Source organism: Clostridioides sp. ES-S-0049-02, from assembly GCF_020658465.1.
Taxonomy (GTDB): Bacteria; Bacillota; Clostridia; order Peptostreptococcales; family Peptostreptococcaceae; genus Clostridioides.
The window spans coordinates 235,849-250,908 of record NZ_JACVWG010000001.1; the positions used below are offsets into that span (position 1 = coordinate 235,849).

A 15,060-nucleotide genomic window follows, 5' to 3' on the forward strand; every position below is an offset into this window, starting at 1 on the left:
ACCATGTAGCTTTTATAAAGTTGGTTGTACAGGATTTTTGTGTAGTAGGTGATATATTTGTTGGATTTATATAAAGATGTTCAATATGTTAAAGGGATAGGACCTAAAAAGGCATGTAAGCTAAATAAGCTGGGTATATTCACATTAAAAGATTTATTGTATTATTTTCCAAGGCAATTTGAAGATAGAAACAATCTTAAGAAAATAGCGCAGTTGGAGAATGATGAAAAAGCTACAATAAAAGCAGTAATATCAAATATAAATACATTTAGTCCAAAAGAAGGAATGACTTTAACAAAGATTGATGTAAAAGATGAAACTGGTTCGGCTAAACTAGTGTTTTTTAATAAAACTTATATAAAAAATACATTTAGACCTGGAGATTCAATATTGGTTTTTGGAAAAGTTAAGAAAAGATTTAATAACTTAGAACTTACATCGTGTGAATTAGAGTACCTTACTAATTCACCTAAAAATACATGTAGATTTATGCCAGTGTATCAACTTACATATGGTGTTACAAATAAAGAGATTATGAGCATAATTAAGACTGTACTTGAAGATAAGGAATTAATTATACAAGAATATATGCCACAAAGAATTATAGAAAAATATAGATTATGTAATATAGATTTTGCAGTTAGAAATATTCATTCACCAAGCAATAAGGAATCGTTAAAAATAGCTTTATATAGAATTGTATTTGAAGAATTACTTATATTACAGTTGGGACTGTTTGTATTTAAAAGTGGAAGAAATAAAGAAAACGGAATAAAATTTACAACAAGTGAAAGTTTAAAGAATATAATAAGTTCTTTACCATTTAAATTGACTAAAGCTCAGAATAGAGCATTAGATGAAATTATAAATGATATGAATTCTGATAAAATAATGAATAGATTAGTTCAAGGTGATGTAGGTAGTGGTAAAACAGTAGTTGCTCTCTTAGCACTTGCAAATTGTGTCTTAAATGGTTATCAAGGAGCTTTGATGGCACCTACAGAGATATTAGCAGGACAGCATTATATTTCACTTACTGAAACCTTAAAAGATTTTGGTATAAATGTAGGTCTATTAATAGGTAGTCTTACAAAAAAACAAAAAGATATGGTATTAGAACAAATTAAAAACAATGAAATTGATATATTGATAGGAACACATGCATTAATTGAAGATAAAGTTGAATTTAATAATATTGGTCTAGTTATAACAGATGAGCAGCATAGATTTGGAGTTATGCAAAGAAGTAGACTTTCATTAAAAGGAATAAATCCAGATATACTGGTAATGACAGCAACACCAATACCAAGAACATTAGCACTTATACTTTATGGAGATTTAGATATTTCTATTATAGATGAACTCCCACCAGGTAGACAGCCAATAGAAACACTTGCTATTGAAAAGAGCAAGAGAGATAGAGCTTACAATAACCTAGTAAGAAGAGAAGTTGAATCGGGAAGGCAAGTATATATTGTATGTCCACTAGTTGAAGAAAGTGAATCAATAGAAGCTAAGTCAGCTGTTGAATTAGTAGAGGAATTAAGAGCTGAATACTTCTCAGATTTAAGACTTGGACTTCTTCATGGGAAAATGAAATCAAGTGAAAAAGATGAAGTAATGAGTAACTTTAAGAATAAAGAAATAGATATTTTGGTTTCAACAACAGTTATAGAAGTTGGTGTCAATGTGCCAAATGCAACTCTAATGATAATAGAGAATGCTGAAAGGTTTGGACTTGCACAATTACATCAGCTTAGAGGTAGAGTTGGGAGAGGAAGCCATAAGTCATATTGTGTGCTAATTTACGACTCTAAAACAGATGTATGCAGGCAGAGAATGTCTATAATGGAAGAAACAAATGATGGGTTTAGAATTTCAGAAAAGGATTTAGAAATAAGAGGACCTGGAGAGTTTTTTGGGACCAGACAACATGGACTTCCAGAATTAAAAGTAGCAAATTTGTTTAAGCATATAAAAATATTAAAATTAGCACAGCAGGAAGCTCGATATATATTAGGTGAAGATAATAATCTACAATTGAAAGAGAATATTCCACTTAAAAAGGAAATTATAGATAAATTTAAAGATACATTGGAAGAAATTTCATTAAATTGATTTTAATTTATGTTAAAATATTATTGATGTAAGAATGTGCTGAAGGGAGATTGTCATATTGAGAGTAATTTCAGGAAAAGCAAGAGGATTAAAATTAAATACTCCAAAAAATGAAGATGTAAGGCCAACAACGGATAGAGTAAAAGAGTCTTTATTTAATATAATAAATTCATATATAATGGAAAGTGAAGTTCTAGATTTATTTGCTGGAACTGGTTCTTTAGGGATAGAGTGTTTGTCAAGAGGTGCCAAAGAATGTACTTTTGTAGATATTAGTAAAGAAAGTATAGAAATTGTTAAATCTAATATAAAAAAAGCAAGGGTTGAAAATGAGAGTTTTATTTTAAACCTTGATTTTAAAACTGCTATAGATAAGCTTAAGTTACAAAATAGTAAATTTGACATAATTTTTATGGACCCTCCGTATTATAAAAATATGTTTATAGAAGCTATTGAAAAAATTGATAATTCCAATTTATTGAATGAAGATGGAATAATAGTTGTAGAACATGATACTAATGATTTATTTCCAGATAAAATATGTAAGTTAGAAAAAACTAAAGATAAAAAATATGGAAATACTACATTAACTTTTTATAAGATGGAGGCATAAAATGGAAAATAAACCTAGAAAAGCTATATTTGCAGGAAGCTTTGACCCAATCACTAATGGACATTTAGATATTATTTGCAGGGCTTCGAAGTTATTTGACGAATTACAAATAGGAGTCCTAAATAATCCTAATAAAAAAGGTCTATTTAGCTTTGATGAAAGAGTAGAACTTATAAAAAAAAGTACAAGCCATCTAGAGAATATAAAAGTTGTAACTTTTGATGGGCTATTAATAAGTTACTGTCAAGAAAATGGAATTGGAGCATTAGTTAGAGGTGTAAGAAGTGGTGCAGATGTTGATTATGAGCTTCAAATGGCTCATATGAATAGAGAGCTTAATCCAGATATAGAGACTATAATTTTACCAAGTTGTACAAAATATTCATTTATAAGTTCATCTTTAATAAAAGAGGTTTTGCTCTTTGATGCTGATATAAAAAATTTGGTTCCAAAAATTGTTTTGGAAGAATTAAAGAAAAAAACTACTGGGGGTAATTGATATATGAAGATAGATTTAGAAATGATTGAACTATTTGATCAGTTAGAGGAGATATTTAGAAGTGCTTCTACAATTCCGTTTTCTCATAAATGCACTGTAGATAAGGATGAAGTTTTAGCAATAGTTAATGATATAAGAACTTTAATACCAGAGGAAGTAACACAGGCAGTCTGGATAAATAAAGAAAGAAATAAAATAATAAGCCAAGCTAAACAAGATGCTACAAACATAGTTGAACAAGCACAAAAAGAAGCTGAAAGAATACAGCAAGAATATCAAGAAAATATAGAAGAATTAAAGAAAAATTCTGAAGATGTAGTAAAAGCCTATGTAGAGTCAAGTGAACCTGTTGTTCAAGCAGACCAAAGAGCTAAGGATATAGTTGATAGGGCTGAAAGAATAGCCAATGAGATAAGAATTGGTTCAATTGAATATGCAGAAGATGTGCTTTCTAGTGTTGAGTATAATTTAAAAGAAATATTAGAAGAAATAAAAAGAGATAAAGCTGAACTTAGACCTAAAAAATAAACTTTTTTAAGTAGATGAAAACAGACCATATAATTATATGGTCTATTTTTTGTGTTGTAATTTAATAAAAGAGACTTTAAAATTAAAAATTTTACTAAAAGATTCTAGTTTATTTTAACTATATTTATTGCTATAAAAAATAAAATTAAAAATGGCACTATAGAAAAAAACTATAATAAAAAAAAATATATAGAAAAAACTGATTAGACAAGAAATACATGCTTTGATAATATTTTAAATGGAGTAAAATTATGTAGAATTACAATGAAAAAAGAAAAACCAAACAAGATGGAGGGAATTAAGGTGAGTATGTTGAAAAAATTGTGTTCACTAGCTATGGTGGCAATTATGACTACAACACTTATAACAGGGTGTTCAAGTGGTAGTGGAAAAGATGCAAAAAAGGATGGGGAAAAAGAAAAGCTAGTTCTTTGGATGCCACCAGTAGAAGATAATATGAAGGAAGTTTGGGACCCTATTTTAGATAAATTTGAGGAAAAAAATAACTGTGAAGTAGATTTACAGATAATTCCTTGGGAAAATTATTCAGAAAAATTTGCAACAGCCATAAGTGCTGATGAAGGCCCTGATGTTGGATATATGTATGCAGAAATGTATCCTCAGTTTATACAAAGTGGAGCAGTAGAAGATTTAACTGACTATGCAACTAAAGAGGATAAAGAACAATCTATTTACATAAAAACATCTGAAATGATGGGTGGAATGTATGGAATGCCATTCCAAGCAGCAAATCCAGGTGTATTATACTACAACAAAGATATTCTAGATAAAATAGGAGAAAAACCTCCTAAAACATGGGAAGATTTTAAAAGAATCTGCCAAAAAGCAACAAAGGATACTGATGGCGATGGAAAAATAGACCAATGGGGATTAGCTCAAGGATGGGGAGCTAAAACTTTTGGTAACATGAACTGGAACTGGTATCCATATTTATGGCAAGCTGGTGGAGATATATTTAATGATGATTTAAAATCAGTTAAATTTAATGATAAGAGTGGTTTAGAAGCAGCTAATTTCTTAAAAGAATTACAAGCATATGTACCTGAAGATTCTTTATCTAAAGATAGCAATGAAATGATAGAAAGTGTATTTGGACCAGGGAAAGCAGCCTTTACTATAATGTTGTCTTCTGCTGCAACAAGTGTATTTGATAAGTCATTCCCAGATTTAAATTGGGGATTTGTAACTGGTTTAGAAGACAAGAAAGCTGCAACTTTTGGAGCAGTAGACCATTTATCTTTAATGTCATCAGCAAAAGATAAAAAACTTGCATATAAATTAATACAACATATGTTAAGTGTTGAATCAATGACAGAATTCCATAAAGCGATACCAAGAGCACCAATAACAAAAGGGGAACCATATCAAGGTGATGAAAGATTTAAAGCAATGGTTGAAAATGATAAGGATGTATATAGACCATTGGTAGTAGGACCACATGGTGTTGAAATATATGAATATTTATGGAAAGAACTTCAAACTATGATTTCAGGAGATAAAACTCCAAAACAAGCGTTAGATGATGCTGCAAAATATTCAAATGATTTATTAGCACAATAAAAGTTTAAGGCTGTAAGATGTTATAAAATACTTTACAGATTAAAATTAGCATTGTATTTATAAGTACAATGCTAATATTTATATTGGAGAGGATAAAAATGAGTAACTTAGTTAGAGAGTTTGAAGAAAATTCAACAAGAAAAAAATTAAAATTAAATATTAAACCATATATATACATATTACCATTGGGCATAATTTTAGTGGCATTTTATGTATTACCAATAATAATGTCAATATACTTTAGTTTTACAAAGTACAATATTATTAGTCCAGCAACATTTATAGGCTTAGAAAATTATAAAAAATTATTTACAGATGAGACATTAAAAGTATCTATTATAAATACGATTAAATTTGCTATTATAGTAGTACCTTGCCAGACTATTTTATCGTTGATTTTGGCAGTTTGGATTACAGGAAAAGGAAATAGTAAAATAGCTTCATTTGCTAAAGGAGCTATATTTATACCTGTATTATCGTCTATGGTTTTGATTGGTATGGTATGGAGAGCTTTATTAAATGGAGAAGGTTCAATTATATATCAATTGTTAGGTGCTTTTGGAATAGAATCATCTAAACTTTTGGGAGATAGTAAAACAGCACTTCCTACGCTTATGTTTATATCTATGTGGAAAAATATAGGATATTTTATGGTAATTTATATTTCAGCTATAATGAATTTACCAAAACATTGTTATGAGGTAGCAAAGGTTGATGGAGCTACAAAACTTCAAGAATTTATGAAAATAACAGTTCCACTACTAAAGCCAACTACAATAATGGTTGTGTTTTTAGGAACAATATGGTCGTTACAAGTATTTGACTTGGTTTATACTGTGACAGGTGGAGGTCCAGGGATATCTACTATGAGTATAGTTATGCATGCATTTAACTTAAACTTTAAAAACTTCAATTCTGGATATGCAATGACTGTAGCAAATGTATTATTTTTGTTGATAGCAGTAGTTTCAATTTTACAAAATAAACTTGTAAAACGAGACAGTTCAGATTTTTAGAAAGGTAGGTATAATATGAAAACAACAAAGAGATTATTGAGTGATGGGTTGCTATTATTTATAGCATGTGCAAGCTTAGTACCATTTATATACATGTTGATAATATCATTAAAGGTAACATATAATTCATACAATTTGGATATATCTTTTTCAACAGTAACACTTCAAAACTATATAGATATATTTACTAAAAAAGGATTTACGCAATATTTTTTAAACACAGCCATAGTATCTTTTTCAGGAGTACTGTTAAACTTAGTATTTAGTACATTAGCAGGGTATTCTTTTGCGAAGATGGATTTTAAAGGTAGTGATAAGTTATTTTTATTTATGATAATGACTTTAATTATACCATCTCAGGTTACAATGATACCACTTTATATAATAATGAAACATTTAGGATGGATAAATAGTTATTTGGCTCTTATTATGCCAATACCAACTGCATTTGGTGTATTTATAATGAGACAAGCTATTTTAGGAGTACCAAAAGAACTCTTAGAATCAGCAAAAATAGATGGTTGTTCAGACCTTAGAATTTTAGTACAAATAGTGTTACCTCTAATCAAACCAGCATTAATTACACTAGCTATATTTACTTTCATGGGAGCATGGAATGAGTTTATGTGGCCTCTTATAGCAACAACTAAAGATGCAATGAGGACATTAACAGTAGGGTTATCCACTCTTAAGACATTTCAGATAACAAATTATGGACAAATGATGGCAGGAGCAACAATAACATTTTTACCTCCATTTATTTTCTATTTAATTTTACAAAGTAAATTTGTTGAGGGTGTATCTTTATCTGGTATAAAAGGTTAAATAGTCTAATTTAAAAATACAAAATAAAACTATAGATGCGGAGGAAATTAAACCATGGAAATTTCATATGTATTGAAAGATTGCACATTTAAACACAATAAATACTCAGTTATAGAAGCTGAAACTTGGGAACATAAGGATTTAAATATTGTAGTAGCTAAAGGTGAAAAATTTGCATTTCAAATTATGCTGAAAGCTACAGAAGAATTTAATTGCACAATTGATGGTAGTAGTGCTATATCATGGAAAGGCTTGGGAAATAGAGTGAGATTAGGTCTAAATGTGCCTGATGGATTAGAAAATAATTTTAGTATAAATATATTAGGGTACGTTCAAGATGATACAAAAGCATTTGTAAATGATGCTATTTTGAGAGATAAAGATGTACTAGTGGAACAATATTTGCCTCAAACGTTTTGGATTGAAGGGCAAGTACCTGAGGATTTTTTAGGAAATAAGTTTAATATAAGTATTGATATATTCAAAAGTTTTGGTTATGAAGATGAAGAAAAAGTTTTTACAGTTGATGTGCCTATAGAAGTAAAAAATGTTGTGTTAAAGCCTTTGGACGAAAGTAAATTCTTTTTAGATTTATGGCAACATCCAAGTTGTCTAGCTAGAATGTATAAAGTTGAATTGTGGTCTGATATACATTTTGAGATAATAGATAATTATCTCAAAGAACTAGCATCTTTAGGAGAAAAAGTTGCAACAGTTATAGTTTCAGATTATCCATGGGCAGGTCAAAGTTGTTATAAAGTCTATAAAAATCCATCAAACTTATATGAATACAACATGGTAGGTGTCTCAAAAGATTTAGATGGAAATATCAAGTGTAATTTTGAAAGCATGGACAAGTATATAAGTATAGCTAGTAAGTACAAAATGGCTCAGGAGATAGATTTATTTGGTCTGTTAGGTAATTGGTGTGCTGGAGAGTTTGGAAACCCTATAGAGGGCTATAAAGACCCTATAAGAGTAAGATACTTTGATGAAAAAGACAAAGTGTTTAAATTCATAAATAATACAGATGATTTAAAAGAGTATATAGGATTAGTATTAAATCATTTAATAGAATGTGGTCTATGGGATAGCATCAGAATTATAGCCGATGAACCAAATAATCCAGAGGTTGTAAAAGAGTGTATCAAATTTATAAACTCTACTGTAAGTACTCATCAAGTTAAATATAAATCAGCAACTCATGACCAAAACTTTTTAGATAGAGCTAAAGATGAAGTTGATGACATGTCAATAAATTTAAAACTTACTATTCAAAATTATAAAGATATAGAAAATCTAAAGAAAAAAATGCATGATAAAGGTGGAATATTGACTTGGTTTGTTTGCTGTTTCCCAGAAAAACCAAATAGTTTTATAAGTTCTCCTTTTGTAGAAAATAGAATAATAGGGTGGTACACTTATTATTTTGGTCTTGATGGATTTTTAAGATGGGATTATAATTTATGGACAGAAGACCCTTGGAAAGACGCAAGTTACAAATTCCCTATTTGGAAAGCTGGAGATATGTTCTTTGTTTATCCTGGAAAAGATTTAAAGCCTGTTAGAAGTGTTAGAATGGAAAACTTAAGATTTGGCATACAAGATTTTGAGTTATTTACTATGTTAGAAAAAGAAAAGGGAAGAGAATATATAGAAGTTGAGCTTATGCAAACTCTATTAAATAAAAAAGAAAATGCTGAAATTAAAGGTTTCGGAAATATAGAGCTTGGATATTCACTAGATAATTTTGGATATGATAAGGTCAAAAAACAAGTTTTAGATTTGTTAGATAAGTTATAAAAAATATAAGGCATTATATCGAGAAATAATCAAAGTTATTTTAAGATATACTGCCTTATATTTTTTTAAAAGTATATTTAGAATAAAATTTATAAAGAAGCATAATTAGAGATAACATGATATAATTTAATTTGTTATAATAGGGTACTAATGATATTAAAGCTTCTATAGATAGACTAAAACTAGTAAAGTAATATTATACAAAAAATAAGTTAGGGGGAGAGGAACATAAAAAGAATAGGTATTAGTATAGCAGCCTTTTTGAGTATAGCTTTTATTGGATTTTATTTTATAATAAGAGGAGATAATGATAAAGTTACAATGCAACGAGGAATAAACATAGGTAATGCGTTAGAATCACCAAAAATTTTTCCTTGGGATGTTAAAATGTCAGATAAGTATTTTGATGATATAAAAATGGCAGGTTTTGATACAGTCCGTATACCAGTAAGATTTTCTGATTACACCTCAGATTCTAATGATTATAAAATTGATGAAGAATTCTTCAAAAAGATTGATGGGCATATAAAGTATGCTTTGGATAAAGAGTTAGTAGTTGTGTTAGATTTACATCACTTTGAAGACATTATGAAAGAACCACAAATTAATAAAGAGAAGTTTTTAAAAATATGGCAACAAATAGCTAATAGATATCAAAAATATGATAAAAAATTGGTTTTTGAATTATTAAATGAGCCTAAAGAAAGCCTATCTCCACAGTTACTAAATGAATACTTTAAAGAAGCTATAAATATAATTAGAAAAACTAATCCTAAAAGGACAATTATAGTGGGTCCATACAATTACTACCAAATTGATTATTTAAAGGATTTAAATATTCCTAAAAATTCTAATATAGTAGTTTCATTTCACTATTATGAACCAAATGATTTTGCATTCCAAGGAAATATCTATCATAAAGGGTTTGAGAACTTAAGCAATATTACTTGGGAAGGAACAAATGAACAACTTGAGTATCTAAAGAAAAGATTTGATACAGTAGAGAAATGGGCTAATAAAAATAATGTAAAAGTTTTATTGGGAGAGTTTGGAATAACAAAAGAGGCACCAGAAGCTTCAAGAGTAGCTTGGATAAAAGCAGTAAGAGAAGAGGCTGAAAAACGAAATTTTTCATGGGCTTACTGGGAACTTGCCTCTGGATTTGGAATATATAATCAAGTTGAAGGTACTTGGGATGAAGATATATTGAATGCACTAGTAGGAAAGAGGTGATTTGATGAAGAAAAATTCAAAAAAGGTACTTATAACCTTAACTATTATTACTAATATTATATATATATTGTGGAGAATTTTTTATACAATACCTAAAGAAGAAGGGATGTTTGCATTAATTTGTGCGATAATACTACTTTCAGTGGAGTTAATAGGGATGATGGAAATGTTTGTACATTACTATGGAATGTCTAATATTGAGTATCCTGAAAAGCCAATTATAAGTGAAGAACTTTATCCACCTGTGGATGTATTTATTGCAACATATAATGAGTCTGTTGACTTGGTAAGAAAAACAATAAATGGATGTCTTCATATGCAATATCCTGATAAGAAAAAGGTACATATATATATATGTGATGATGGTAATCGTGAAGAAATGCGTCTTCTGTCAGAAAAAATGGGTGTCAATTATATAACTCGAACAGAAAGAGAAGGAGCTAAAGCTGGAAACCTAAATAATGCAATGCAGCATACAAACTCTCCTTTGATTGCTACATTTGATGCAGATATGATACCAATGCATGATTTTTTAATTGATACAGTACCATACTTTTTAAAAAATGAACAGGCTAAAAAAGATGGAGAAAAAGAACAATACGAAAAGATTGGTTTTGTGCAAACACCACAAAGTTTCTATAATCCAGATTTATTTCAATTTAATTTACACTCTGAAGGTAGAATTCCAAATGAACAAGATTATTTTTATAGAGATATTCAATTAGCTAGAAATAAAACCAATTCTGTAATTTATGGTGGTAGTAATACAGTTATTTCAAGAGAAGCTTTAGATGAAGTTGGAGGATTTTATACTTTTTCTATCACAGAAGATTTTGCAACAGGGATTTTAATTCAAAGTAAAGGATATAGATGCTATGCTATTCCAGAAGTACATGCATCAGGATTATCTCCAATAGATTTAAAAAGCCTTATTAAACAACGTGAAAGATGGGCACGTGGATGCATACAGACAGGTAGACGATTGAATATTTTGTTTAGAAAAGGTTTAGGATTTTGGCAGAAAATAAGTTATATTTCTTCAATTACTTATTGGTATGCAAGTATAAAACGCTTTACTTATATAATGGCTCCCATTTTATTTTCAGTCTTTAATGTAATTGTTGTAAAATGCACATTACTTCAAGTATTGATATTTTGGTTACCTATGTATATTTTAAGTAGTTTATCCCTTAAAATATTTTCTCAAAATATAAGAAACACAAGATGGACTAATATATATGAAACTATAATGTTTCAGTCTTTAATGCCAGCAGTAATACTTGAAACATTTGCAATATCTAAGAATAAATTTTCAGTGACCAATAAGAGTAAAGCAGAAGAAAAAAGAATATATAAGGTTTTGCAAGGAGCACCATATTTTATATACATAGTGCTATCTATAATAGGAATCTTAAAGATGTTTATATCAATATTTAAAATGAATTCAATGACATACTCAGTCGTACTGTTTTGGTTAATTGGAAATCTTTTTAATCTTATTATGGCAATGCTGTTTATATCAGGAAGACAACAATTAAGAAAATCTGAGCGTTATGTTGCTGAAATTGATTTTAAACTAAAGCAAAATTCGTACATTCTTTCTTCAAAAACAATTGATATATCAGAAAATGGATTTGCGTTTTTATTGGAAAATCCAGAGTATATTTCTCCAGAAGAATTTGAGGTAGAGTTTAAAGAAAAATCAGGAAATGAAATATATATAGCTAGTATGAAGGCAAAGATAGTTAATGTTGTGGAAATAAACTCAAAGTGGAAGTATGCATGTTACATTACACACATTGAAGATAATCAATTTGATAATTGGATGTGTATTGTTCATGATAGGGTGCCGACTTTGCCAATGACAATATCTAATCAATTAGGTTTTTTTGATGACTTGCAAATTAATGTAAAAAAACGTATTGAAAAATCTAAAACTTTATCGAGAAGAAGTCCAAGAATTAATACAGATTTCCAAAGTGATATAGAAAATATAGGTAAGGTAAAACTGGTAAATTTTAATTATCAGTATGTATTACTAGGTTTTGAAAATAAAGATATTTATCCTCAAAAAATAGAAATAGAACTTAATGAAAATATTATACTTGAGTGTGATTTATGTGAAGGTAAAGCCGATATGAGGGGTGTTTTATACAAAGTAAATAATATTGATAGTATAATGCAAAATTTATTTTTAAGAGAGGAAATGATGGAGTGGATATTACAACATAAAACAATTATAATTTCAAAACCTAATGAAAAGAAAGACGAATGCACAGATGAGTTTGAGCCAATGAAATATATTTAGGAGAGATAAAATGAAAATTTTAAAAGTATTTTTGTGTTATTTAAAATATTTTATTTTAGTGTTTATTTTTTTTATAAACAGTACTTTTACAAGTTCAGGAATAAGTAATAAAAATTTAGATTTATCTTTTAAAAAGGTGGAAAGTAATTTAAGTGCTAACATTATACATGAAAATACAAGTATAAAAATAGAGACAGATAGTTCTAAAAATAATAAAGAACGTTATCTATATATTTATAAAAATATAAAAGATGACTGGAATGTATTCCATAATTTTTATATTGAGATTCAAAATAAGAATAAAAGTCCTCAGCGAATTAATTTAAACATACAAAGTAAGGATACGCTTGACTTTAAGTTAAAAGAAGGTAGCGAAATATTTATTGAAAATCAAAATATAATATATTCAGATAAAATAAAAGATGGATGCATAGATATACCAGGTGAGTTTGAGGGAAAAATTTATGTGAATTTTAGCAGTTTTATAAATGATAAAAATAATGTTATGTTAGATTCAGATGTTCTATCAGATATTAACGGGTGGGGAATCACATTTATTCCATCTAGTGAAGAACATAATGTTATTACTATAAGAAAAGTATCTTTACTTTTAGAGGAGCAACTTGAATCCTTGCATAATATTAAAATAATTGGTGATGAAGAAGTACAAATACCTGTATTGGGTCAAAGTATAAGTCAATATAAAGTGTCAGGACTGGAACAGAGTTCAAAAATTAAGTACTCATTTGTAGAAAAACAAAACAATGTAAATATATCTCAGGAAGGTAAATTAACATTAAATAATGAAGTACAACCTGGAGAAATTATTTTAAAAGTTAATGTTGATGACAAGTTTAAAGTTGGAAAGAAGATAGTATTGACTCAGTCTTGGAGTATTAATCAAAAAGATAAAGATGGTGTTCCGTATACCTTAGTATCACCTAAACAATCACCAACCGTACAAAATATGAAAACAGTAAATGCTATGAATAATAGTGTAAATTTTATTCGCATTTTATTTATATCCTTATTAGCAATATGCTTAGGGATATACTTATATTGGAAAAAACACTTAAAAACTGAGTAAAGAGAGGAGGTATAGCATGTTATTTTCAAGTTTGATTTTTTTATTTTATTTTTTACCAATAACTTTGGTATTATATTATTTATTTAGATTTAATCGGACAATCCAAAATATGATATTACTTATTGTTAGTTTATTTTTTTATGCCTGGGGAGAGCCGAAATTTGTTGTTATTATGATAGCTTCTATAATAATGAATTATATATTTGGTTTGATAGTAGACAGATATAGAAAAAGTAAAGTAAAAGTAAAGATTATTTTGATTTTGATGTGTATATATAATATAGGTGTTCTATTTATATTTAAATATCTAGCTTTTGCACTAAGAAATATTAGTTCGCTTATTAATACAGAACTTGCGATTCCAAGCATTGTTTTACCTATAGGTATTTCATTTTTTACCTTTCAAGGAATGTCTTATGTTATAGATGTTTATCGTGGACATGGAGAAGTTCAAAAGAATCCTTTTTATGTAGGATTATATATAGCTTTTTTCCCACAATTAATAGCAGGGCCTATAGTTAGATATGAAAGTGTTGCAGAACAAATTCATAACAGAAAAGAAACATGGAATAAATTTTCTATTGGAACATGTAGGTTTATAACTGGTTTAGGTAAAAAAATATTAATTTCTAATAATATGGCAATAGTAGCAGATTATATTTACACTATGAATAGTCAAGGTTCAATAGCTACATCGTTGGCTTGGCTTGGTTCAATAGCTTATACTTTACAAATATTTTTTGACTTTTCTGCGTATTCAGATATGGCCATAGGTTTAGGTCTTATGTTTGGTTTTAAATTTGAAGAAAACTTTAATTATCCATATATTTCAAAATCAATTTCCGAGTTTTGGAGAAGATGGCATATTTCTTTAGGAATGTGGTTTAAGAGTTATATATACTTTCCACTTGGTGGTTCTAGAGTTTTAAATAAAGACATTATGATTAGAAATATGTTTATAGTATGGTTATTTACTGGAATATGGCATGGTGCAGAATGGACATTTGTGATTTGGGGGATTTTGAATTTTGTTTTTTTAATTATAGAGAGATTTATAATGTTTGAAAAGATTGAAAATCATAATCTCATAAAACATATTTATACTTTACTAGTAGTAAACTTTGGATGGGTACTGTTTAGAGCTCCAAATTTAAATGAAGCATATAACTATTTTAAAGCTATGTTTGGTGCAAGTGGAGTTATGTGGAGTGACTATACATATATGTTCTTGAAAGAATATTTGATTTTCTTTATATTTGCATTTATTTTTAGTGTACCTATTGCAAAAAAAGTTAATAAATTTGTTGTTGAACAAGCTAAATACAGTACATTATTTAATTTATTTTATCCAATTTGTTCTATTTTATTGTTCTTTATTTCTGTGACATATTTAGTAACTGGAAGTTATAATCCATTTATTTACTTTAATTTTTAGCTGAGGAGGAAAAG

The 15,060-nt window shown here is 28.3% G+C and carries 12 protein-coding genes; all 12 read left to right on the forward strand.

Features of this window, described 5'->3' with window-relative positions; translation table 11 throughout:
- Positions 1 to 60: 60 nt before the first annotated feature.
- Positions 61 to 2,118 carry an ATP-dependent DNA helicase RecG gene (gene recG / locus IC213_RS01190; protein ID WP_227432493.1) on the forward strand — a complete coding sequence of 686 codons (2,058 nt, stop codon included), beginning with the start codon at positions 61 to 63 and terminating at the stop codon, positions 2,116 to 2,118.
- Between the two features lie 58 nt (positions 2,119 to 2,176).
- Positions 2,177 to 2,731 (forward strand): 16S rRNA (guanine(966)-N(2))-methyltransferase RsmD, encoded by a 555-nt coding sequence (rsmD, locus tag IC213_RS01195; RefSeq protein ID WP_227432494.1) that lies wholly within the window; start codon positions 2,177 to 2,179, stop codon positions 2,729 to 2,731.
- 1 nt (position 2,732) lies between these two features.
- Complete coding sequence (coaD, locus tag IC213_RS01200) at positions 2,733 to 3,230, forward strand: pantetheine-phosphate adenylyltransferase (RefSeq protein WP_227432495.1); 498 nt, start codon at positions 2,733 to 2,735, stop codon at positions 3,228 to 3,230.
- Between the two features lie 3 nt (positions 3,231 to 3,233).
- The gene (locus IC213_RS01205; RefSeq protein WP_227432496.1) at positions 3,234 to 3,758 is read left to right on the forward strand and encodes a hypothetical protein; all 525 of its coding nucleotides are present in this window, start codon (positions 3,234 to 3,236) and stop codon (positions 3,756 to 3,758) included.
- Between the two features lie 264 nt (positions 3,759 to 4,022).
- The gene (locus IC213_RS01210) at positions 4,023 to 5,339 is read left to right on the forward strand and encodes an ABC transporter substrate-binding protein (protein WP_227845603.1); all 1,317 of its coding nucleotides are present in this window, start codon (positions 4,023 to 4,025) and stop codon (positions 5,337 to 5,339) included.
- A 98-nt stretch (positions 5,340 to 5,437) separates the two neighbouring features.
- The gene (locus tag IC213_RS01215; protein ID WP_227862642.1) at positions 5,438 to 6,355 is read left to right on the forward strand and encodes a carbohydrate ABC transporter permease; all 918 of its coding nucleotides are present in this window, start codon (positions 5,438 to 5,440) and stop codon (positions 6,353 to 6,355) included.
- A 15-nt stretch (positions 6,356 to 6,370) separates the two neighbouring features.
- Entirely contained in the window at positions 6,371 to 7,180 is an 810-nt protein-coding gene (locus IC213_RS01220; protein ID WP_227432498.1) for a carbohydrate ABC transporter permease, read from the forward strand.
- Positions 7,181 to 7,234: 54 nt separating this feature from the next.
- Entirely contained in the window at positions 7,235 to 8,983 is a 1,749-nt protein-coding gene (locus IC213_RS01225; RefSeq protein ID WP_227482874.1) for a DUF4091 domain-containing protein, read from the forward strand.
- A 261-nt stretch (positions 8,984 to 9,244) separates the two neighbouring features.
- Positions 9,245 to 10,216: a glycoside hydrolase family 5 protein gene (locus tag IC213_RS01230; RefSeq protein WP_227862643.1), complete on the forward strand. Its 972-nt coding sequence runs from the start codon at positions 9,245 to 9,247 to the stop codon at positions 10,214 to 10,216.
- Positions 10,217 to 10,220: 4 nt separating this feature from the next.
- Positions 10,221 to 12,524, forward strand: coding sequence for a glycosyltransferase (locus IC213_RS01235; protein ID WP_227482872.1), 2,304 nt, complete (start codon positions 10,221 to 10,223; stop codon positions 12,522 to 12,524).
- 10 nt (positions 12,525 to 12,534) lie between these two features.
- Positions 12,535 to 13,611 (forward strand): hypothetical protein, encoded by a 1,077-nt coding sequence (locus IC213_RS01240; RefSeq protein WP_227824197.1) that lies wholly within the window; start codon positions 12,535 to 12,537, stop codon positions 13,609 to 13,611.
- A 16-nt stretch (positions 13,612 to 13,627) separates the two neighbouring features.
- Positions 13,628 to 15,046 (forward strand): MBOAT family O-acyltransferase, encoded by a 1,419-nt coding sequence (locus IC213_RS01245; protein WP_227432503.1) that lies wholly within the window; start codon positions 13,628 to 13,630, stop codon positions 15,044 to 15,046.
- Positions 15,047 to 15,060: the final 14 nt, after the last annotated feature.

What these genes read in the sequence shown, in the direction of transcription:
- coaD (WP_227432495.1), top strand. Translation starts at nt 2,733, where the DNA reads ATGGAAAATAAACCTAGAAAAGCTATATTTGCAGGAAGCTTTGACCCA.
- IC213_RS01205 (WP_227432496.1), top strand. Translation starts at nt 3,234, where the DNA reads ATGAAGATAGATTTAGAAATGATTGAACTATTTGATCAGTTAGAGGAG.
- IC213_RS01210 (WP_227845603.1), top strand. Translation starts at nt 4,023, where the DNA reads ATGAAAAAAGAAAAACCAAACAAGATGGAGGGAATTAAGGTGAGTATG.
- IC213_RS01215 (WP_227862642.1), top strand. Translation starts at nt 5,438, where the DNA reads ATGAGTAACTTAGTTAGAGAGTTTGAAGAAAATTCAACAAGAAAAAAA.
- IC213_RS01220 (WP_227432498.1), top strand. Translation starts at nt 6,371, where the DNA reads ATGAAAACAACAAAGAGATTATTGAGTGATGGGTTGCTATTATTTATA.
- IC213_RS01225 (WP_227482874.1), top strand. Translation starts at nt 7,235, where the DNA reads ATGGAAATTTCATATGTATTGAAAGATTGCACATTTAAACACAATAAA.
- IC213_RS01235 (WP_227482872.1), top strand. Translation starts at nt 10,221, where the DNA reads ATGAAGAAAAATTCAAAAAAGGTACTTATAACCTTAACTATTATTACT.
- IC213_RS01240 (WP_227824197.1), top strand. Translation starts at nt 12,535, where the DNA reads ATGAAAATTTTAAAAGTATTTTTGTGTTATTTAAAATATTTTATTTTA.
- IC213_RS01245 (WP_227432503.1), top strand. Translation starts at nt 13,628, where the DNA reads ATGTTATTTTCAAGTTTGATTTTTTTATTTTATTTTTTACCAATAACT.